The sequence below is a fragment of the Terrimonas rubra genome (assembly GCF_042686025.1).
Lineage (GTDB): Bacteria > Bacteroidota > Bacteroidia > Chitinophagales > Chitinophagaceae > Terrimonas > Terrimonas rubra.
In genome coordinates this window covers 2,567,979-2,589,601 of sequence record NZ_JBHUOZ010000003.1, presented here as the reverse complement: position 1 = coordinate 2,589,601, position 21,623 = coordinate 2,567,979, and the positions used below count along the sequence as shown (strand labels likewise).

At 39.4% G+C, this 21,623-nt stretch carries 13 protein-coding genes; all 13 read left to right on the top strand.

Annotated elements, in window-relative coordinates:
• Nucleotides 1-20 precede the first annotated feature (20 nt).
• Genes ACFS6H_RS20205 through ACFS6H_RS20145 form a run of 13 tightly spaced genes read left to right on the top strand, consistent with a single transcriptional unit; the run spans nucleotide 21 to nucleotide 21,591 of the window.
• Nucleotides 21-785, top strand: coding sequence for a hypothetical protein (locus ACFS6H_RS20205; RefSeq protein WP_386103390.1), 765 nt, complete (start codon nucleotides 21-23; stop codon nucleotides 783-785).
• A complete protein-coding gene (locus tag ACFS6H_RS20200; RefSeq protein ID WP_386103388.1) occupies nucleotides 776-1,420 on the top strand; it encodes a hypothetical protein in 645 nt (214 codons plus the stop codon). The genes ACFS6H_RS20205 and ACFS6H_RS20200 overlap by 10 nt, the downstream gene beginning before the upstream one ends.
• Nucleotides 1,420-2,055 (top strand): hypothetical protein, encoded by a 636-nt coding sequence (locus ACFS6H_RS20195; RefSeq protein WP_386103386.1) that lies wholly within the window; start codon nucleotides 1,420-1,422, stop codon nucleotides 2,053-2,055. The genes ACFS6H_RS20200 and ACFS6H_RS20195 overlap by 1 nt, the downstream gene beginning before the upstream one ends.
• Nucleotides 2,052-2,789: a hypothetical protein gene (locus ACFS6H_RS20190; protein ID WP_386103384.1), complete on the top strand. Its 738-nt coding sequence runs from the start codon at nucleotides 2,052-2,054 to the stop codon at nucleotides 2,787-2,789. Before ACFS6H_RS20195 ends, ACFS6H_RS20190 begins: the two co-directional genes overlap by 4 nt.
• Complete coding sequence (locus tag ACFS6H_RS20185) at nucleotides 2,789-6,667, top strand: Ig domain-containing protein (RefSeq protein ID WP_386103382.1); 3,879 nt, start codon at nucleotides 2,789-2,791, stop codon at nucleotides 6,665-6,667. The genes ACFS6H_RS20190 and ACFS6H_RS20185 overlap by 1 nt, the downstream gene beginning before the upstream one ends.
• Nucleotides 6,667-7,203 (top strand): hypothetical protein, encoded by a 537-nt coding sequence (locus ACFS6H_RS20180; RefSeq protein WP_386103380.1) that lies wholly within the window; start codon nucleotides 6,667-6,669, stop codon nucleotides 7,201-7,203. The genes ACFS6H_RS20185 and ACFS6H_RS20180 overlap by 1 nt, the downstream gene beginning before the upstream one ends.
• A gap of 54 nt (nucleotides 7,204-7,257) precedes the next feature.
• Nucleotides 7,258-7,560: a YkgJ family cysteine cluster protein gene (locus ACFS6H_RS20175; protein WP_386103378.1), complete on the top strand. Its 303-nt coding sequence runs from the start codon at nucleotides 7,258-7,260 to the stop codon at nucleotides 7,558-7,560.
• 3 nt (nucleotides 7,561-7,563) lie between these two features.
• Nucleotides 7,564-8,250 carry a hypothetical protein gene (locus tag ACFS6H_RS20170; protein WP_386103376.1) on the top strand — a complete coding sequence of 229 codons (687 nt, stop codon included), beginning with the start codon at nucleotides 7,564-7,566 and terminating at the stop codon, nucleotides 8,248-8,250.
• The gene (locus tag ACFS6H_RS20165; protein ID WP_386103374.1) at nucleotides 8,250-9,773 is read left to right on the top strand and encodes a hypothetical protein; all 1,524 of its coding nucleotides are present in this window, start codon (nucleotides 8,250-8,252) and stop codon (nucleotides 9,771-9,773) included. Before ACFS6H_RS20170 ends, ACFS6H_RS20165 begins: the two co-directional genes overlap by 1 nt.
• On the top strand, nucleotides 9,773-16,726 hold the full coding sequence (locus ACFS6H_RS20160; RefSeq protein WP_386103372.1) for a putative polyvalent protein kinase domain-containing protein: 6,954 nt from the start codon (nucleotides 9,773-9,775) through the stop codon (nucleotides 16,724-16,726). Before ACFS6H_RS20165 ends, ACFS6H_RS20160 begins: the two co-directional genes overlap by 1 nt.
• 8 nt (nucleotides 16,727-16,734) lie before the next feature.
• Entirely contained in the window at nucleotides 16,735-17,286 is a 552-nt protein-coding gene (locus ACFS6H_RS20155; RefSeq protein WP_386103370.1) for a hypothetical protein, read from the top strand.
• Entirely contained in the window at nucleotides 17,276-19,309 is a 2,034-nt protein-coding gene (locus ACFS6H_RS20150; protein ID WP_386103368.1) for a hypothetical protein, read from the top strand. Before ACFS6H_RS20155 ends, ACFS6H_RS20150 begins: the two co-directional genes overlap by 11 nt.
• A gap of 2 nt (nucleotides 19,310-19,311) precedes the next feature.
• A complete protein-coding gene (locus tag ACFS6H_RS20145) occupies nucleotides 19,312-21,591 on the top strand; it encodes a hypothetical protein (protein ID WP_386103366.1) in 2,280 nt (759 codons plus the stop codon).
• Nucleotides 21,592-21,623: the final 32 nt, after the last annotated feature.

Sequence of the window (21,623 nt, the reverse complement as noted above, 5' to 3'; positions counted from 1 at the left end):
ATATCCAATCTGTGAAAAACATGGTTCCTGTCTCACCTAACGGCCACATTATTGTAACCTTAGAAAGCCTTTACCAGCAGAAGGAAGGGCGTTTTTTCATTGACACGACATTTAACCCGCATGAACACTCCACAGTAACCGGAACTATTCAGAGCCTGCCACTTAGGAGAGGCATTAACGGGCTTCGTAAAGGAGACGAGATTGCCTTCTCCTATTTGGTGGTAGCTGGCTCCAGGGAGTTTAGGGACAACGCTATGGATGTTTTTTATGAAGATGACCTGAATAGTATCAGCCTTACTTCGTGGACAAATAAGAAAAAGCAAACCATTTATCGGGAATACTTGCATAATAACAAGTTTAAGGCTTGGCTGGTAAATGAAGGGGTAATCGTGGATCAGATTTTAGGCACCGAAGGCGACATCGAAAGCTGGATGGGCAAGTTTACTTTCAATTCTACCACTGACGAAAGTTTTAAATACAGACTTCCACACGACGGAATCGATTATTGGCGTGTTCCGGTTGAGCAAATTTATGCGGTAAAGAGGGGGCGAAAAATAGAGACCGTTCCGGGCTATTTACTACTTGAAAAACCTGCTGCTAAAAAAGATAAATGGGGTGTTGAGTTCCAGGAACAACGAGTTAAAGTTTGCCATACCTCGGTAACTTCTGAATTAAAGCCCGGCGAACTTGTTTGTGTTGACTTTAATAAAACACCATCTTATAAAATCTGGGGCAAGGAATACCTGGTGGCCCGCGAAAACCAAATCCTTTTAAAATGCGCATAGACCAGATTCATGAAAGGATAAATTTTATTGCTGACAAAGAACAGTCTGGCTACTTCACACCCGCTGAAATTGATATTGCTATTGATACAGCTTCCATGTGGCTGTTTAATCAATTCCTTGAAGTATATGCCACAAGTACTGAATCGCAGGAAGCCCTGTCCCCATTTAAGGACATGGAATATGTATTAACTAATTCCGATGGAGAATTTAAGGTAGTAAGCACGAATTACATGCGTTTGATCGGATTAAAAGTATCTGTTCTTTCAGCAAATAATATCCCAACTCACTCAGGAGTTCCAATCATGGACGAATCGGAACTAGCCTTTAGACTAAATTCTCAGCTTAAAAAACCAACACGCCAATATCCTGTTGGAGAAGAGATAGGAATTGGAAGTTACAGACTACACCCGAAAGAAGTACACGCGGGAGAAATCAGGTTTTTAAGAAGGCCAGCAAAGCCGGTTTTTGCAATTGACGATGAAGGGAACTATGATGATGTGAACTCAGTTCAACTTGAATGGGGAGAACAGTTTATTGGTAAAATCATACTTCAAACCTTAGTAATACTTGGTATTCATCTTGATAACAACTGGCTCCGTGAAAATGGTATGGCCTTACCTCAATCCAATGTTTAATGTACCCAACTAAATATTCCATATCAGAGCAGGTTATGAGCCTTTTAAAAGGTGGTAATCCTTCTGTTTCTTCATCTATTGATATAAGAGAGGTAATGGTTGCAATTAATCAAGCAATCAACAAACTTTTAAAAGTTGAATATTATAGTACTCACTTGGCATCAGGCGAGGAAATCGCTATTAACGGGCAGATCATAGCGACTTATGACAATATCCCTGTAAAGTCAACCTGCGGAAAGGCGGAGATTACCCTACCTGTAATGCCGGTTAAATTATTAAAGAATCAAGGCTTATGGCATATATCCAAACAAGATGACCACTGGAACCCCTTTATTCCTATTCCTAATGGTATGGGTGCAATGCTACAAGGTGAGCCAATTCTGAGCGATTTGCTTGGGCAGGTGGGGTATGAGCAATTCGGATTAAAGGTTGTGTTTAAGACCGATATAACACTCGATGGAATTAACGAAGTAATGGTAAAACTGGTTGTTTCGGATATAGAAAAACTGGAAGATACCGACCCTTTACCAATTCCTGCAGACATGGAACAAGACGTTGTTGTTACTGTATTTCAAATCCTTGGCGGACAATTAAAACCGCTTAATCCTAATGATAACACCCAGGAAAAACAATGACATATATAACCCTTGACCATATTGTTCGTTCGGCCCTGAGCCAAAAGAACCTTTCCATACATTGGTATTTTCAGTATCTCAAATTAGCCGCTGATTGCCTGAGAGAGTTTAATTATGACATCCTCGGAACAGTTCAGACCAAAAGAATAAAGGTAGATGAAAATAATGTCGCCAAATTACCGGATGATTTTATTGACTATACCAAGATCGGGATGGAGGTTTCTCAATTCGTGCGCCCGCTGGTACAGAATCAGGCTATTAACCGGCTCCCAAAACTCGATGACGACGGCAACGAAACAACCTATACCCAAAAACTAGATGGGATCGGAACCTACTATGGCGGTATGTGGTACTTAAACTCCTGGAATAAATACGGAGAACATGTAGGCGGATATTTTGGGTACAAACAAAGAACCTGGAGAGATGGATTTAAGATTATCAAAGAAAGGGGAATAATTCAATTAACCGAAGGAGTATGTACTGATTTTATAGTACTGGAATACATCTCAAGTGGTATGAACTGTGACGCAGCCTGTAAGATCAACCCATTTGCGCAAAAGGCTATTGAATCTTATGTATTTTGGAAAGCTAGCCCAAACCGGTTCAATAATTTCTCACCGGAAGCCCAACATTTTTTTAATGACCGCAGAATATTAGTCGCGAGAGTTGACCATTTGTCATTGGATGATATTAAAAGAGTAATGAACCAAAATAAAATAGCATCAATTAAGTAATGCCGCTGATTGAAAAGAAATTCCCTGTTGACCTTTTGAATACGGATGACGCACCACATGTCGTACCGAAAGATGCTGCTGTGTTTATGCGTAATATCCGTTTTAATTCTAGTCTGGACGGGAAAGCTGGTTATTTTGAAAACATTATCTCGAATAAAAAAATCACAAATAACGTAATCCCGGATGATAGTGTATGTGTGGGGTCGGGTAGTGACTTAACCGGAAGATTTATTATATGGTTTACGCATTGTCTTTCAAACCCCGATAACGACCAGATCAACCTATATGATACCGAAGCCGAACAATATTGGTTAGTCGCCCGTACAAATATGGGTGCGCAGGGGAATATTACGGGCGGATTAAGGTTTACCCAGAATAATTATATTTCGTCCATTGAGATTGTAAATAATATATTAATCTGGACGGAGAAAGATAAATTTCCAAGAAAATTACATTTAGGCGCTGCGATTAGAGCTGCAAATCCCGCGGCCCTTGACACTCCTTTTTATGACGGCTGGCAGTATGATTGGACAAATACTGACCAAAACGATACTTTATTAGAGAACATCTCTTTAATCGTTAAACCGCCGTCTTATCCGCCAACTATTATAAAAACATTAGACGAAGCCTATACTAATAACTTCATTCGGAACGAAAGTTTTCAATTTGCTTATCAGTTTGTTTACTATTCTAATGAAGAAAGTACGCTTTCGCCTTTCTCAACTTCAAGCCTGATTAATAGTAAATTTCAAGCCGAAGGGAACTGTATTGATGTCAGAATGTCAAATATCGAATTCCCCTTAGCTCAGGGCATTCGGATGATAAGATTATACGTTAAGGTTGCCAGTACCCAAAAAATGTTCGTTGTTAAAACCTGGGATAAAGAAATACCCGAAGAAGCCGTTGAAATCGACAACATCATACTAGGGCAACTCGTTTTCCGGTTTTATGGTCAACAGCTAGGAACTGTATTAGATGATGTTGTAGCCGTAAAGCCATTTGATAGCGTTCCTTTAACGTCTTCTTGTGTAACATCGGGGCGTAACAGAATATTTCTTGGTGATAATGTAGAAGGTTATGGCACGCCAAAAACAACTTCTTTTGATTTGCAATTGTCGCCGGCGGAGGAAATAAGAGATATAAACGACTATCTTGCTAAAAAGAATGTTTATGAAGTATTAATCCATGGACACTACAGAACAGGATTTTTAAACTGGAATCGTTATACAATAGGCGTCCTTGTTATAAAAATTGACGAATTACCTTCTAATAAGGGGTATTATTTATTGCCAAACTCTTGGATTGTTGCAAATACAACCCCACCTAATATTCCTCCCTATGTAGGATATGCGACCCCTGCGGCCGCTTCAATGGGGAGTTATTTGAGTTCTTCAACTTTATTCCCTTTACAATATGATTATGACACTCCAATATTTTTAAGCAGTCTTATTTTTCTTGGTGCTACTCCGTCACAAACGTATGAAGAATTAAGAAGAAGGGTTTTCCCAAGCGGTCGATCAGGCATTACATCTGCTAATATGTGGATGGCGCAAGATTTGGAAGTTCAAATCAGGGATTTAATAGGTGATGCTTTAGAGATTATTGCACTTCCTGCAATCTTACATGATGCAGAATACGAAGCCGGAATTGTGTTTTTTGATAGGTATTTAAGGAAATGTGGAGTTGCTTCAAAAGATGCAAAAGTACAAACTCCCGTTAGGACTTATGAAGTAGAAACAATCATTCCATCACTCGAATGGACGGTTGATAATACTAATTCTGTAAACGAAATTCCTGACTGGGCGGAATTTTACGCTCCAGTTATAAGAAGGAATAAACGAACTACTTTTTTTATTACAGGCGTTTCCGATACGGTTCGATATGGACAGGCTGACCCAGATGGGACTCATGTTTTTGCTAAAAAAGAACCTTCGGGTGACGATACCCCCTATTTAACCCCCAATATAAGCACAACCTATATAGGTATTGATACTTCTATAATGGTTAACTCCGGGATAGGGTATTCTTATTCAGAGGGTGACTATTGTTATTTGTTTGAAAAAGACTCAACCAATGTTTACCGACTTACGGTTCGTGGCCAACAAGGTAAATATATCCTGCTTGAATACTCCAACATTGGAAACCTCGAAAACAAACAGTTCATATTTGAAATATACACTCCCAACAAAGCTACTGCAGAAGACCTTTTTTATGAAGTAGGGCAAATGTATCCCATATTTCAAGCTCATCTGCCTGAGCGTAAATATTCTGTACTTAGCGGATTGTTCTTGCCAGACACCTATGTTTTGCCACGCCAAGGCGAATTATCTGGGGTTTATTATGCCTATGCAATGTCACCTAATGACTCCCTTTATCAAAGATGGGACACACACTTCGGACGGGCTAATGTGATTACCAAGATTGGTCAGGTTTACAAGCCGGGAAATATTTCTTTCAGCAACATATTCGCTCCCGGTACTAAAGTAAACGGGTTAAACTCATTTGAAGCACTTAACGAAGTAAATATCCCCGTTGAGATGGGTGCGGTTAAAAGGTTGATACTAACTTCTAAAGTTCAGCGTGAAGGTACAGTAATGGTGGTTATTTGTGAAAGACAGACAGCATCAATTTACCTCAGCGAAAACGAAATGGCAGATCAGGAGGGTAGTGCATTTGTTGTTAGGAGCGAAAACGTACTGGGTAAAATCAATGTACTCCGTGGAGATTATGGAACCTTTCACCCTGAAAGCGCCAAATGTTTCAATGAAAACATATTCTGGTTTGATAGGCGCACAGGGGCTTTTGTAAAATATGGCGGTAACGGATTATTCCCGTTTAGTGACCTTAAATTAAAACAACTAGCCTTTAAACTTGCTAAATGGATCGAGAACCACGATAAAGAAAACGAAAACAAGGTTTTATTAATAGGAGGAATAGACCCTTACCACAAAGAATATTTAGCCGCAAGGGTTATCCCTGGCGAAGATAGTCCAATTAGCTGTCCTAACCCAACCGGTCTAACAATTACTCCTTCCCCGATTGATGACAATGCGGAACGTGTAATAATTAGCTGGAATTTCTCTGGTAACCCTCTTTTTGAAATACAAATATTTGAAACGGAATCAGGGATTGAATTAGTGGACATAAAAGATTTTAATTCCCCTTCGAGTCCTGCTCAGCTCATAATTGACAGTTCTGTATTTGGGGTTGAATATACAGTCAAAGTAAGAGCCAAATGTTACGATGGGGTATATAGTGAATGGCTTACACAGACCTATTCGCTAGTTGAGCCTTGCCGTCCGGCTTATGTTGACCCCGATACTGAAATGCCGGGCGGTATAGTCGATTCGCCATACTCATTTACATTCCCCGTAACTGGCAGTCCAGTTATTACTGTAACAGATAGTACCACGCCAGGTTGGTTGACGGTTGCGACCTCAGGTGATCCGGTTAATGCGGTTGGCGTTTCTGGTACTCCGCCGGCTCCAGGAACATATAGTGTGAGCTTTACAGTAACAAATGACTGTGGCAGTTCAACTTATACCGGATCTTTTGTGGTGGAGGACACTCCGGAAGGTGATAATAACTCACAAATCATCCTTAATGAAGAATCAGGTCTATTAATAACTGTTTCAGTAACATATAACGGTTTTACAGTAGTGGATCATGTTGCCGTAGCCGCTGGTACGCCATATAGCTTTTATATGCCAGAAACATCTTATGCTGATATTATAGTTACTCTTCACACACCTCCTGCGTTTCCTGTAATTGACATTGAGAACGACGGAGTAATAACACTACCCGTTGAAGTAAACTATGATAACTCAAAATTTATTAACGTAACTACCATTGGGGGCATAAACATAAATATTCATTAATGGAAGTTGAAGATATACATACACTGGTCTTTTGTTTTGATGAAAACAAGTTTCGGGGATCGGATGATCTAAACCCAGAGGGTATGACTATGTGCGGAAATAATCACTTTTCCTTCAAAAATGGAGACCTTTGGCAACAGGATGCCGGACAAAGCCATAATACATTTTATGGTATACAATATCCCTCAGAAATCGAAGTAGTAGCGAATGCCGAAATCGGAAAAATAAAAACCGCCTTAACTGTTTCCTCTGAATCCAATATTGTTCCTACAAAAGCTACTATAAACACAACTTATCCCCGTTCCCAAACTACAGAAATTGGGTCTTCATTCTTTAAGAATAGGGAGGGTATATTTTACGTTCCTGTTCTACGTGATCTCAATACTCCCGGCTCATCAACTGTCAAACATCTTACTGGCGACAGGATAAGAGCGCCATTTACTTTTATTAAAGTTCAGTTCAATACTACCGATAAATTACAACTCAGGTTTATAAACTTCGGGTACAAACTTAGTTCTGGTCATGAATTTGTGTAAAACTAATCATGATAAAAACTTTAATAAAGTATATAAAATGTAATAATTTTACTAATGCAATTCCCTTGTATTCAATGTGGCCTATGTTGTAGTAAGATTGGATTAGTATTAGAAGACGCCGATGAGAACTTTTTAACACACTCTTTTCCATACAAATGGGATAGTAGCGGTAGGTGTGAAAAGCTTACAGATGAAGGTCTTTGTTCAGTTTATTTTAACAGACCTCTTTTGTGTAATGTAAAAGCAATGGCGGATGAACTGGGAGTTGATGAAAAGGAGTTTTATAACACCAATATTAAAGTCTGCAATAGCTTGTTAGAGCAAGATGGACAAGATGTTCAGATCAAAGAAATTTAACCTATGCCAATACCTATTATCCTCGGAGCATTAGCTCTTGGTTCGGGTGCTTATAAAATGATAGCATCAGGCCAACAAAAAAAAGCACTTCAAAGGGCGACTCGTGAAGCGGGTTATTACACAGCTGACGATAACGTCAAACAAAATCTTGCTTTAGCACAAAACTTATATAACGGGCGTATGGCCGGGGCTTCTAGGTTAGAAGCACAGATATATGGGAACCAGGCAAACACCATTGGTGCCATGAACCGAAACGTTACAGATAGCAGCCAGGCGCTTGCGCTGGCCGGGAGCGTTCAGGGAAACACCAATGAAGCCTTACAACAACTGGCTATCTCCGAAGCACAGGATAGGCTTTCAAGATATGGTATTCTAGCAAATGCTTCACAGGCACTCGCTGCAGAGAAATACAAAGAAAGAATGGACAAAATCAGGTATCAAAACCAATTGATGGGAATTAAGGCAACCCACAATCAAAACATTGCTACCGGAGTAGGAGATATGGTAAATGGTCTGGGTATGATTGCCAGCGGTGCGCAGGGATTAAATCAAAATAATCAAAACTTGAATTTTCCTAGTAGCTGGAATCGGGTTGGCGCAACACCTACAGCCACACCGATTGCTACACAATTAAACAGTAACACAGGACTTTTAAGCGGTCTTGCTTCTACAATAAAACCCTTAAGCTAATGACCCCAATATTCGGCGCACAGTTTCAGCAAGGCGATTTTCCAACCCTGAGGGATGTATATATTCAAAATATACAGAACGACCGTTTGGATAAAAAGCTGGAACAGCAACAGGCTTTACAACAAGATAAAGTCGATGCTAAAGCGCAGGCATACATTACGGGAAAATTAGATGTTTCTAAATACGCGACAGGAACACCGCACGACAGGATGGTTTCTGAAAGGATTAAAGAACTTTTGGGTAAATACTCTGCTATGCAACGCCAGGCAGGCTTTGATGCCAGCGAAATGCACCAATTAATGAGTGAAGATATTGGGGAGTTGGATAATTATTACAGGTCATCGAAGGGATTCGCCGATTATACCAAGAAAGCAGCTGCAGAAATGGCAAAAAAAGGATTTAGCCCCAATGAAATCAGTAATCTTTTAAAAGAAAGAGTATTATTTAACAGGGATGACAAAGGTAATCTTTCTCCCAAACCTTTAAATGAAATTGATTTTACAACCGATGGATTGTTAGAGGGTTTGATCTCGGAAGATTATAACAGACTAAGCTCAGTTAATCCGTATAAAGCATTACAGCCGCTTACTTATGGCAGGCCAACCCAGACACAAAATGTAAAATACAGGTCAAGTTACACCCCTTTAAACGGAACGGCTAGAACTATTGACAGAAACGGATCAGTAACATTTGATCCTATGTTTGATGTGGTTACAACTGATACGAATGGTATTCCTACAATTTCAAAACGTAAACGCCCTGTTTTATTAGAGAACGGAAAACCATATACTGATGTAGCCTTCGGAACTAACAAGCCTGTTTCAGTGCTAGATGACGATATTTTTGATTTCATGTATAACGAGGGTAATCCGGCTTTAATGGTGACTATCAACAAGCAGGCTGACGGGTTAATAAAAAAACTTGGTCGCCCTGTTACACAGGAAGAAGCGGAAATAATCAAAAAGCAAGTGGCGACTGATATTTTAGAGAAAAACAGTAAGTCCAAATTTACAAGGGACATAAACGATACAGTTAGGCAAGTTCATCACCATGAACCGGAGTCACAAATGCCAACGACAGGAATTTCTCTCGATGCCATCCAGCCAGATGCGAATGGTGACAGGGATATAACTAACCAGGTCGGAGGGTCGATTTCAATCGGACATGGGCAAAAGGATGATTTGTTTATCACAAAAGACGGCGGATTAAAGGTTAAAACCTATAAACGAAATAGTTACGGAGAGGAAGAACTATCAGGGGTTAAAACTCTTTACGGGAATGACATTAAGAATTACATAAAAGCAAATGATAGGGCTAACGGAGTAACTAATAAAGATTTAAAAAGATTGAATTCTTTCCAGTTTGCAGATAGTTTTAAAGTTTCTCCCGAAGTAAACACTTTTAATAATCTCATTAATAAGGGCGAAACTCCCGGATTACAGGCACCTAAAAAGAACACACCTCAGCCTGCAAAACAAAAATCTACACCGGCAACAAATCAAAAGAAAAAAATTAGTTGGTAATGGACGAAAAGGAACTACAAAAACTTTATAACGCTCTTTCCGCCCAATTTGATATTGGCGACTACGGTTCGTTTTCCTCTAAAATGCAATCACCAGAGGACAGGAAAAGGTTTTATGATGCTATAAGCAATGAGGGGTTTGATCTAGGCGACTATAATAGTTATGAAAACAGATTGGGCGGCGTAAAAAAAAAAGACGTTTTACTGCCTACTGGAAACGATTATTTCTTTGGATTGCTTGCTGGTTCGACTAAAAAACCTGTTGACCCCATAGCGGAGCAATTTAAAAAGAATACTCCTAACATATCTGGAACTCCTGGCTTTTTAGATGATTTTTCAAAACCTGTACAGTCACAAAACCTGAGTCTTAAAAGCAACAGGCAAGACCCATTATTAGCTACAAAACAACAAAAGACGGAATCGGAAGCCAATTCTGTACCTGTCGATAAAACACTTCAACGGAAAACTGAGGAACTTAACACCGCCCTCAATAAAGGTGAACTAACCGATAAAGACTACGATTTCCTTCAAAATGTAAAACCTGAATTACTAAATAATCTTGCCGCGGAAACTGGCCTGCAGGAGGTTAATAAAGATGCTTTAAACCTTGGCATTCAAAGAAAAATTTCTGAAAACAAAGCGGCTTACTTTAATAATATAGATGCTGAGACTAAGGAAGAAATAAAATCGTATGGTTTTCAGCCAGAAAGATTAGTTGATGATAATTACCGTAACCAGTCATTAGCAATGCTGGATGCTAAGAAAGATTTGGAAATTAAGGAACTCAATGCAAAATATCCATTACGTAATGACAGGCTTGATGCTGGGAACGCATTCACGAACTTAAAAGACATTGACCGCCGTGCCAATCAAGCTGAATATGAAAAATCCCTTATAGAAATAGAGGATAGGTACGCTAAGGTTAAACAGAAAATGGGCATATCATATGTGAATGATATTGCTAAACAGAACCCAGATTTGGACGCAAAGGCTTTGGGGTTAGAATTTCTTAAAGTAGCCGATAATGACAAATATAATTTATTCAAAAAGACTAGTGGAGCAACAAAGCAGGATCGGGATGTAGCCGAAATTGGATTAATGGCTCAATATGCTTCGGGCAATCCGGTTAGTTTAGCCTGGGCAAATGAGACTGAAAAAAGCCTAAATGATTTATATCCTGATAAATTCTCAGCAGAGGTTAGAAGTAAATTAGGCTCTCTTTATTATAATGATTCCGAAAATAGCAGTTGGTATAACAGACTTATTACCCGTAAACCGTCTATTGAAAAACTCGACGAACTAGCAAAACAGTTAACCCCCGAAGAACAATCCCAATACTTTAAATTTATACGCCCGGTTGAACAAAGGATTATAGGAACTGAAATCCCATTGTCTGGTATGTTTAATAAAATGGGTGAAAACATAAACCAGGTAGCAACCGGAACAGGCAATTTCTTTTCTGGATTGGTGGGAGGTAGATCCGATTCCGAAAAAGCCCTGGAAATATTAAACGCACCCTATGAAACACAATTTCAGAACCCAGGTGAATACGCTCCATTAAAACTGAGGTATAATGAACTGAAATCCAAAAAAGTTCTGTCTGTTGAAGAAAACAAGGAGCTAAACAAACTGAATGATATTGTCAATGTTCGCGATTCGTGGCAGACTTTTTTAGACGGAAACGGAGCCTTAGCCGGCCAGGTACTCGCTCAAGCAATAGGAACAAAAGGCGTTGGTGCATTACTAGGACGTGGTGTTCAGGCTATTGGACTAGCTAAAGTGCCAGTTTTAACAAAATCTGCTACAACATTAGATGACCTGGCCGCAAATGCGGTAAACTTTGGAATATCTCAAAATCAAATTACTAATTTATCTGCGGGGCTAGTTGCCTTTGCTAGTAGCTATGACGATGCAAGTAAAACAGCGTTGGCGTTAATGCCGGAAGAGAACGAAGAAGGGAACCGCAGAATATTCTCCACTGTTGTGGCAATGTCCAATGCACTTACAGAAAGGATATTTAAAGATGAGAAGGTTTTTGACGCTTTTAAGAAAGAGGTAGCTCCGAATGTAGTTAACTTGGTTAAGGGTTTATCAAAGGAGAATTTAAGTAAAGAAGCCTTTCAGTCAGGCTTAAAAGATGTTATCAAAAAAGGATTAGAATTTGTAAAATATTCTGAAAAAGAAACTGCTAAGGAAACAATAGAAGAAGTTTCGGGAAGTGTAGCCCAAAGTGCCGCCACTGCATTGCTGGGCCCGGATAAATTCTCTGCTCAAGATGCCCTGGACGATATGCTTACCACAGCTACCACAACTTTTATCGATGGTCAATTAGTCGGTGCGTTTGCTGGGCGGGCACAGTTTAAGGCTAACCATATTGCAGCTCCTTTATACTTACAACTAGGTGTAAACAAAGACTTTACTAACAGTGTTTTAAACGAGATTAATCGCCAGGAAATCGCCGGAGATATAACCCCTCAACAAGCTAAAGACAAAAGAAACATCATTACCGATGCTTCGGAGGTAAATAACAAAACAATGCCTGAGGTTGACCTCGACCCCAGAAGCCGTTATAAATTCATGGTTATGGCCGTTAACGAAAAAAACTTAGCCAGAAAAGCCGAAGAAGTTGCTGACCCTGTTTTGCAGAAAAATTATGAAAATCAGGTTAAGGAATCCGAAGATACCAGGTTAAAAATACTTAATGGCGAATTGGAGGTTGATGACAATTATGAGGTTGTTAAGCCTGACCAAAAGACAAGTAATGTATCTGTAATTATGCCTGGCGAGGTGGCTCGTCCGGAAACAACTACTGTTGGAGTGACCGAAAAAAAACCTAATTTTACCAATAATGAAAGAGAACAAACCCAAATCGACCAGCCCTCTGAACAATCCCGACTGGATAGCGAAAGGCAAGCGAATAGCGGAGGAAATCTCCAAACAATCGCCGGTATCACGCGAGGAGTTCAGAAAACAAGCGAAGATGCTGAAAGAGGCTTCACAGAATCAAAGGCCGAATCAAGAGAGCTAGAGAAGTACGCCAAGGATAATAATCTTTGGGTAGAGGATTACCAGTCAAAATATGGCGAGAGAGATGCAAACGGCGTAGAATCTGACGTTTACATAGAACCGGATGGCAAAAATGTAATCAAAATAAACAGTGGTATTCACCACAACAGTTGGGAAGATTTTTTTAACCGCATTCAGGCTCATAATGATTACTTCCCGGAAACAAAATATGATATAGTTGGGTTTACTAAAAAGTCTGATGCCCTTTCAGAAACCAACAAGCTATCACCAATATTAAGGCAGCCATTTGTAAAGATTCAACGCCCTGCCACAGAAGCCGAGATTAAGGATTTCTTTGAAGGGAAAGGGTTTGAATACAAGGGCATAAATGATATACGTGACCCTGAAAACGGTGTAATTATCCGTGATCTACACAAAGAAAATGCAGTTATTAATGAAAATGGCAGTGTAGTCATTATTGACCCTATCATTCAATTTGAAAAGGATAGTAAGTATTTAAAAGATAAGATAGATGAATCAACTGGAAGAAATGTACAATCAACTCCAGCAACAACCCAAGAACAAGGAGTTAAGGCAACAATACCAGAATCTACTAATCCAACTGGACAAGAAGGGGCAGGAGGAACCCTTGCCATTTCAGAACCAGACGCCCTTACAGAAAAAACTGAAAACAATGATGGCGGAGGAAAGGGGCAAACTAATAGCTCAGGAGATGGTGGACAACCTCAACAATCCCGCCAACCACGGAAAAACAATCTAACCCCGCTCGAGGATAGCTACAGCCGGTTAACAGAAGGTCTAACCGAAGAACAAATCAATGCCGATCCTGAGCTGGTTAGGATGCGTAAGGCAATCCAAAAGACCTATAACCAAGATCAGGGTTTTGCCAAACCTAAAGAGGGGCGCATTCCTGTTGCCCCAATAAAAAGTCAGTCAGAAAAGCCCATTAAGGACATAATATTTGATGTTACCAAAGGCATCAAACAAAAGTTATTCTATGTACGCCCTTCTTCAAGGGGCGCAGCGGGCTCATACTCCCCTGGAAGTTCCGCAATTAAAATAAGGTTTAACAATGACCTCGATGTTACTGCCCACGAGATAGGCCATAGTATTGATGATATTTTTGGTGTGTTAGCTAATATAGGAGACAACCCAACTATTGAATCTGAATTAATGGGTCTTGCACCGTTCGGAAGTGAACCACCAGCTAACCATCCTGACCCTCAAAAATATCAAATGGCTGAGGGTTTTGCAGAATATTTACGTGGCCTATTAGTCAATCCTGACTATACAAGAGAAACCTATCCTGAGATTACCAAACTATACGAACAAAAAGTTCACCCTGATTATCAAATAGAATTAGAAAAATTTGGTAAAGAAATAAGGGAGTTCGCCGGTTCTGACAGGAAGATTTTGGCAAATATGGAGTGGAAGCCAAAGGAGAAAAAGATGTTTGAAGACCTATTCGGAAAGTCAAATTCTGAATTTGAAATAAAACTATTTGACAAGTTCAAGGCAAACTTTACTAACCCATTTACTCCATTCAACAAAGCAATTAATTATCTCCAAAATCTATCTGGACAATCTGAATTACTGCCCGCTAACGATCCGGAATTATTGGCTAGGTCGCTACTTCATATCGGGGCCAAAATGGATTCTATCGTACATGATGGTATGATAGATACGAAGTTAAACCGGCTTAAGGATGCGGACGGGAATATTAAGAATATTGATTGGTTATTTTCAGCACTCGATACCTCTACTCGTGAAACATTAGAGCAGGAAGCAAAGGAAACTGCTGAATACATGATAGCCGAAAGGACAATTGAACTTGCGAAACGTTTTGAGCGAGATAGTATTTTAACTGGTATTGGTGGCGGTATGTTTTCAGATGTTGATGTAGCGCAGGAAGCTATTGATAAGTTTAACTCTTTCCCAGAAGACAAACAGGAGCGATTAAAGAAGACTGCCGATCGTTATAGGGATTTAGCAAATGATTCCCTGCGTTATATGGTAGAGAAAGGGAGAATTTCCGAAGATCAGTATAATGAAATAAAAAAGAACAACGTACAGTACGTTGCCCTGCAAAGGATATTAGAAACCGAACCCGGAGCCGAAGTTGATGTTTTTGCTAAACCGGGCGGAAATCTTGGTTCTAAAAAGGAAGTAATTAAAAAGGTTAAGGGGTCTACTAAAACAATCGTAAACCCATTCCTAACAATTTATGATTCGATCAATAAGTCAATCCAAGAAGCGGACAGGAACGAAGCAATGAAGTCATTCCGTGATTTATTGGTAGAACCTCGTGGAATGTATGATGGCGACCCGAAAAGATATGCTGATATTGGTGTAATTGCTACTCAACAGGACAAAAACACTATCCCAATTTTTGTTAATGGACAGGTTGAACATTGGAAGTTCGAGCAGGATGTATATAAAACATTGAAGGGATTGAGTAACGAAGGGTTTAAATTTCATTCAATTATAACTGCTCTACCTAGGCTTCTTAGGTTTGGCGTTACTAGTTTTCCTGTTTTTGCTGCAAGAAATATCGTTCGAGATACCCAAGATCGTATGATTAAATCTAACGAGGGAAATCTTGGAAATATTTATGGGTTAGGTGGTTTTTTGGGCGAACGAAAAGACTGGAAAGATATTGCAATTGCAGGAGGATTGAATGCGGGATTTTACATGAAAGACAGAAAGTCTTACTACGGGTTGATGGATGAAGCCATGAAACGAATAGCCGTCAAAAAGCCTATTCTTCTAAACCCTATTGCTCTCGCCAAGAAAACATGGAAAGGTTATGAGGATTTACTTCAAAAGGGAGAAACCTTAAATCGAGTAGCGGAATACAGATCTGCTTTCGCAAAAGCAAAACGAAATGGTCTTGATGATTACAACGCGATGTTATATGCGGGTTATAAGGCGGCCGATATAATTGATTTTGCCTTAATGGGGCATCAAATGAAATGGATAAATCAATTAATCCCTTTCTCAAATGCAGCAGTTCAGGGGTTGCGGTCTACTGCCACCAGATTAAAGGAGAATCCGGGTGGTTTTGCCTTGCGTACATTTTTATTTTCGGTTATTCCACAAGTAGCATTATGGTTCGCAAATCATCGGGATAAAGAAACGGAAGAAGAATACGAAGAGCTACCCAATTATCAACGAGATATGTTTTGGAATCTTAAAGTGGCTCCTAATATCTGGGTAAGCGTTCCTAAACCTTTTGAACTTGGTGTTTTAGCTTCCGGGGTTGATCGTGGTCTAAGTTTTACTTTAAGTGATAACAAAGAAGCATTTGATGGTTATGCCGGAACGTTGTCTAAGTCATTATTCCCGTTTGAAGAAAGTTCATCTACCGGGCCTTTACGTCCCTTTGTCGAGTTGATGGCTAACTATGATTTTTTCCGTGAAAAATCTATTGTTCCAGACTACGAAGAAAACCTTGATATGAGATTGCGGAATCCCAAGTACGCATCAAGACTAGGAAAGGCTATCCAAGACGTATATAAACTATCCACTGGAGGTGATGTTGACCCGCGTAAGGTTGACCATTTTATTAAATCTACCATGTCCTATTATGGTAACGCCTTAGTAAAATCCTCAAATATCGGTCGTGATGAAGGAGATCAATTCGGGCTACCTGATTTAGGGTTCTTTAAGTATTCTCCTGCATATAATTCAAAAACCGTTCAGGAGTTTCTTGCATTAACTAAAGCTTATGGACTGTCATATAAAGATGGGTTTGTTTTAGGCTATAAAAAGTATCAAAAAGCATATTTCGACGCTAAGACTAATGCGGAAAGAGATCAGGCCGCCAGGGATATGCGTGAATATGTAAAAAACTCAATCGATGAACTAAGGCGAGTCGGAGAGGAAAAAGTAAAAGACAAACAAGAAAAGATCAACAACGAAGAATAACCTAACCAATGAATTACACCAAATGTTTTTGCGATCCTACAAAGGAGCTTAATCCTAGGGTATTACAAATATCCAATAATCAACCTATGCTCCGGTACATTATTATGATGTATGACCCAAACAGCCCGCTGCGAAAAAACTACCCCGAGTTAGACTTAAGGAAACAGGTTGCTTCACAGGAATCTGGATATGATTTGCAATTACAAGACGGCGAACGTAGTGAATTGGAACGAGAAATTCTTGTAGACTCAATTATTCTTTACCTCAGAATGATTAACAACCTTACTTGGACAGAAATGTGTACCACCGAGGAAGCTATTTGGGAGTATAACCGAAGAATACTAGAACCAATTAAGAGTAACGACAAGGAAAAAGATGAAATGTCGGCTGTTAAGATGAAGGGTACAATGATGTCTGAACTTAAAATGATGAACATCAGGTATAAGGAGTTGACTCTTGAATTTTTCGGTGAAGACGATGATTTAATCGAAGCATCTAAAATAAAGGTTTCTAAAATTTCTTCAGAAGACATTGCAAAAAGATTAAGAAATGTTTCTTAAACGGTCAATTAATTATACAACAGTTGATGTACAGGGGCTGGCTTGCCAGGTTCCTCCCGTCGGCTTTGTATTTAATATCCTTACTGGCCAGTTAGAAAAAAGAGAAATTTTTAAGAGAAGTGAGCTTCCGGCTAATCAATACTGGGAAAGACAAGAAATACCCGATTGGTACAAAAAAAAATCAAGAGAAGTAACAGCAAAAAGAGAAACTGAACCTGATTTTTTTGATCCAAAATGTAATGAGTATGAAGCGCAGGAGTGGGATAGGAGATTAAATGGTTTTTGGTTTTATAATAATGGGGTTCCAACCTATATAACCGGAATGCATTATTTGTATTTGCAGTGGTGGAAAATTGACATAGGTTACCCAGGATTTCGTATTCCTGATTTGGAATATTTCTATTTTTTACAGTATTGTATAGACGACCCGAACAGTTTTGGAATGTGCGAGATCACGAAAAGGCGTTTCGGCAAAAGCTTTAGAGCAGGGTTGTTTTCATTTGAATATGTTTCTAGGGCTGTTGAATCTCAATCTGGCATCCAATCAAAAACCGGAACCGATGCAAAAAAATTCTTTGCAAAAGCTGTTGTTCGACCATTTAAAAGGCTTCCTGATTTTTTCCGTCCTGAATATGATAAAGCCCAGGGCTTAACGCCTAAAACAGAACTTAGGTTCCAACAAACTAACGTAAAGGGCAAAAAGGCTGCAGAGACGCTGGAAAAGGATGAGTTAGAATCCATGGTTGACTTCCAAAGTTCTGATGCCGTTGCGTATGATGGACAAAAACTCCACCGAGCCGTAAATGATGAGTTCGCAAAAACTGTTGAGGTTAATATCTATGACAGACATGATGTTGTTAGATACTGTTTATTAGATGATGAAGGTAAAATTATTGGTAAGGCTTTATACACAAGTACAGTCGAAAAGCTAGAAACTGAAAAAAATGGCGTTTCTGATGCTGCTCGTCAATTATGGACGGATAGCGACCAGAACAATAGACAACAAAACGGCCAGACTATAAGCGGGTTGTATAGATTTTTCATGCCGGCTGACAGAACCAGGTATTTTGATAGGTTCGGGTTTCCCGATGAGAAAAAGGCCCGGCAAGCTATTTTATTAGATAGGGAAAGTGTAAAAAACGATGCAAAACGACTTAGCGCAAGGATAAGAAAAGAGCCTTTAACCATAGAAGAAGCGTTTAGAGCTGATGGCGACAAATGCCTTTACAACTCCGAAAACCTTAATAACCAGCGTGATTTTCTTTCATGGAACCAAGATATAGTTGAACGTGGAAATTTCATGTGGAAAGAGGGGAAACGTGATACCGAAGTGGTTTGGAAAAAGTCTTCCAATGGTAGATGGTTAATGCTGAAAGGATTTAACCCTAAAAAAGAGGAAACAAACCAGGTTGAACAGGTAGGTAATCAATTCTACCCTAAGAACAATATCCGTTTTGGGTCGGCAGTTGACCCGTACGACCATAACCAGACAGAGGATAATTATAAAAGGTCTATGGCGGCTTCTTTGGTTAAACAAAAGAATAACCCCTATAACTTTTCCGATCCGATGATTGGAGCTTATATCTGTCGTTACTACGCCAGGCCAGCTACGGCTGCAGCAATGTATGAAGACATGATAATGCAGTGTCGGTATTTCGGGATCAGTATTTTGGCTGAAAGTAACAGACCTGGTATTATATCATATTTCAGAGACAGAAATCACGGAGCATTTCTAATGCACTTGCCAGGATATAAGGAACCTGGAATCCCTTCAACCCAAGAAAACAAACGACAAGCATCAGAACTCATCGAAGCTACAATAGAGGATAATTGTGATAAGATATTCTTTATTGATGTGATTGAGGACTTGCTTGTTTTCGACATAAACAAAACACAAAAATTCGACTTGGCAATGGCTGCTCTCTGGACAGAAATTGCCTGCGATAACAGACTGTTCCGGTTAAAAGAGAAATCGGAAGTCACAGAAGTAACTGAACTATTTAAACGCCATAAAATAGCCTAACCATGATGTACATCAATGAAGATCCGTTTCCTAAACACAATATTGACCCTAATTTAAAGGGCAAGGATTGGATATTGTCTTTTGCGAAGACCGCACATAGTGAGTGGCACTACTCCACGGCATCTTTATTCAGAAAGAACCTTGAAAAATACAGGGAAATAAAAAACTATGTTCTTGGCCAACAGTCAATTAATAAGTACAAAAAACTATTAGGGGTTGAGGAAAGTGCTGATGATTCATGGCTGGCGGTTGACTGGAAGGTTAGGCCAATCGGGGCTAAATTAAGAAGTATAGGGATTAGTAAGTTGGTTTCACGTGAATACAATATACTATGTACAGCGATTGACCCAATGGCTCAAACAAAGGTGGATGAGTATTTCGCCGATACCAGGACCAAAATAATGATGTTTGAAGCCCTGAAAGATGCTAATCCTGATCTGGCGGCTAATCCTCTGTTAAGAAAACAATTAGGAGAGCCGGAAGATATGGAAGAATTAGAAATCACCCAGATGTATGGTGCCAAGTATAACCTTGCTATGGAAAGCGAAATGGGGATTGATTTGATATTGTACAAAAATGGCTTTGACAAAGAAAGGGAGAGGAATTCGGAATGCTTATTTGATTATGGCGTAGGTGGATACAAAGAGTGGATAGACGAAAATCAGGAGGTTAAACTAAGAAGCGTTCAGGTTGAAGCAATGATGGTCAGCCCTTGTCAAAAACCTGACTTTTCGGATAAAACATATTGTGGTGAATATATAGAAGTCCCGTTATCACAATTAGCGGACAAGTTTACCTCTGAGGAACTCGAAACTATTGCTAATTCAATAAAATCCAACAACAAAGGGTTTACTCCAAAAACCGCTTTCAACGATGAGTGGGACGGGTTTAAAGCTACAGTTCTCGACTTAGAGTTTCTGAGTTGGAACGAATATAAGTACCAACAAAGGGTTAACCTTAAAGGGAACCTGGTAGTACGCCCCGAACCGTATTCTATCAAAACAAATGGCAACACCTTTAATTATAAAGGCGAACAGCTTAAACAATACATCTCCAAGAAAAAAGAAGTAGTATATAAATGTAAATGGATTGTCGGTACTGATTTGATGTATGACTATGGTCTGGCGACTAATATGAAGCGCAGCTTGCCTAATAAGGCTTGTACCGACCTTTCATATCACCTATATGCCTATAACTTCTTCAGAATGCAGGCTTCGGGCATGATGGAAAGGATAATACCATTGATTGATGAATACCACTTAACGATGTTCAAAATCCAAAACTTCAAAAATCAATGGATGCCATATATTATCGACATTGATTTTGATGCTTTGGAGAATGTTTCTTTAGGTCAGGCCGGGCAAAATATGACCAAGAAGGATATTTTGGACATGATGTTCCAAAAGTTTGTATTGGTTAATCGTAAAAAGGATATATCCGGAACGAACATAAATTATAAAGCTGTAGATGTAAGGGCTACATCTATGGGGCAGGAGTTCTCATTATTAGCCGCTGACCTTTCAAGGATTTTATCGGATATGCGTGATACTCTTGGATTAAACGAGATCACTGATGGTAGTAGCCCTAATCCTAATTTATTAAACGGTGTAGCTAGACTTGGAGCGGAGGCAACAAACAACGCTTTGCGCCCTATTCTTTTAGCTGATAGACACTTAACCGAATCCCTGGCCCGTGGCGTAATTCAACGCTTAACTCAGGTTGTTGGCAAAAAGACTATTTCCGGTGAAATGCCATACAAAGGACAGACAAGATTAAAATTCATCACTCTTTCAAAAGATATAGCCTTACACGACTGGGCTATTAAAATAGAAGACCGGCCGACAGATTACGAACGGGAATTATTATTACAACAACTAAACCTCAAAGATGCTAACGGAATGATAGATCCAGAGGATTATGTAATGATAATGAATACTAAGAACCTCAAACAAGCCGCTGCTTTACTCGCTTACAGAACAAAAAAACGTCGTAAAGAAAATGAAGCATACGAGTTGAAGAAAATGCAAATGAATGGTCAGGTTCAACAAGAAAGTGCAGTAGTTGCCGAACAGGCAAAACAACAAACATTACAATTAGAGTGGCAATTACGTAGAGATACCGGACTTGCATTAAAAGAAGCAGATAAAGATATGTTGCTGCTAAAACTTGGTGTTCAGCAAGAAGGTAATCAAATGTCTTTGGCTGGCAAAGTAGCGACAACTGCTATTCAGAAGGGGATTGAGATGGAGGATGAAGATGAAGAAATGCCAATTGTTGACTGATTGTGCCTAAGTAATATGATAAAAACTATATA

Excerpts from the sequence above, each read along its gene's own strand:
- ACFS6H_RS20165 (WP_386103374.1), top strand. The coding sequence starts at position 8,250 with ATGACCCCAATATTCGGCGCACAGTTTCAGCAAGGCGATTTTCCAACC.
- ACFS6H_RS20195 (WP_386103386.1), top strand. The coding sequence starts at position 1,420 with ATGTACCCAACTAAATATTCCATATCAGAGCAGGTTATGAGCCTTTTA.
- ACFS6H_RS20170 (WP_386103376.1), top strand. The coding sequence starts at position 7,564 with ATGCCAATACCTATTATCCTCGGAGCATTAGCTCTTGGTTCGGGTGCT.
- ACFS6H_RS20175 (WP_386103378.1), top strand. The coding sequence starts at position 7,258 with ATGCAATTCCCTTGTATTCAATGTGGCCTATGTTGTAGTAAGATTGGA.
- ACFS6H_RS20160 (WP_386103372.1), top strand. The coding sequence starts at position 9,773 with ATGGACGAAAAGGAACTACAAAAACTTTATAACGCTCTTTCCGCCCAA.
- ACFS6H_RS20185 (WP_386103382.1), top strand. The coding sequence starts at position 2,789 with ATGCCGCTGATTGAAAAGAAATTCCCTGTTGACCTTTTGAATACGGAT.
- ACFS6H_RS20180 (WP_386103380.1), top strand. The coding sequence starts at position 6,667 with ATGGAAGTTGAAGATATACATACACTGGTCTTTTGTTTTGATGAAAAC.
- ACFS6H_RS20155 (WP_386103370.1), top strand. The coding sequence starts at position 16,735 with ATGAATTACACCAAATGTTTTTGCGATCCTACAAAGGAGCTTAATCCT.
- ACFS6H_RS20145 (WP_386103366.1), top strand. The coding sequence starts at position 19,312 with ATGATGTACATCAATGAAGATCCGTTTCCTAAACACAATATTGACCCT.
- ACFS6H_RS20200 (WP_386103388.1), top strand. The coding sequence starts at position 776 with ATGCGCATAGACCAGATTCATGAAAGGATAAATTTTATTGCTGACAAA.
- ACFS6H_RS20190 (WP_386103384.1), top strand. The coding sequence starts at position 2,052 with ATGACATATATAACCCTTGACCATATTGTTCGTTCGGCCCTGAGCCAA.
- ACFS6H_RS20150 (WP_386103368.1), top strand. The coding sequence starts at position 17,276 with ATGTTTCTTAAACGGTCAATTAATTATACAACAGTTGATGTACAGGGG.
- ACFS6H_RS20205 (WP_386103390.1), top strand. The coding sequence starts at position 21 with ATGGTTCCTGTCTCACCTAACGGCCACATTATTGTAACCTTAGAAAGC.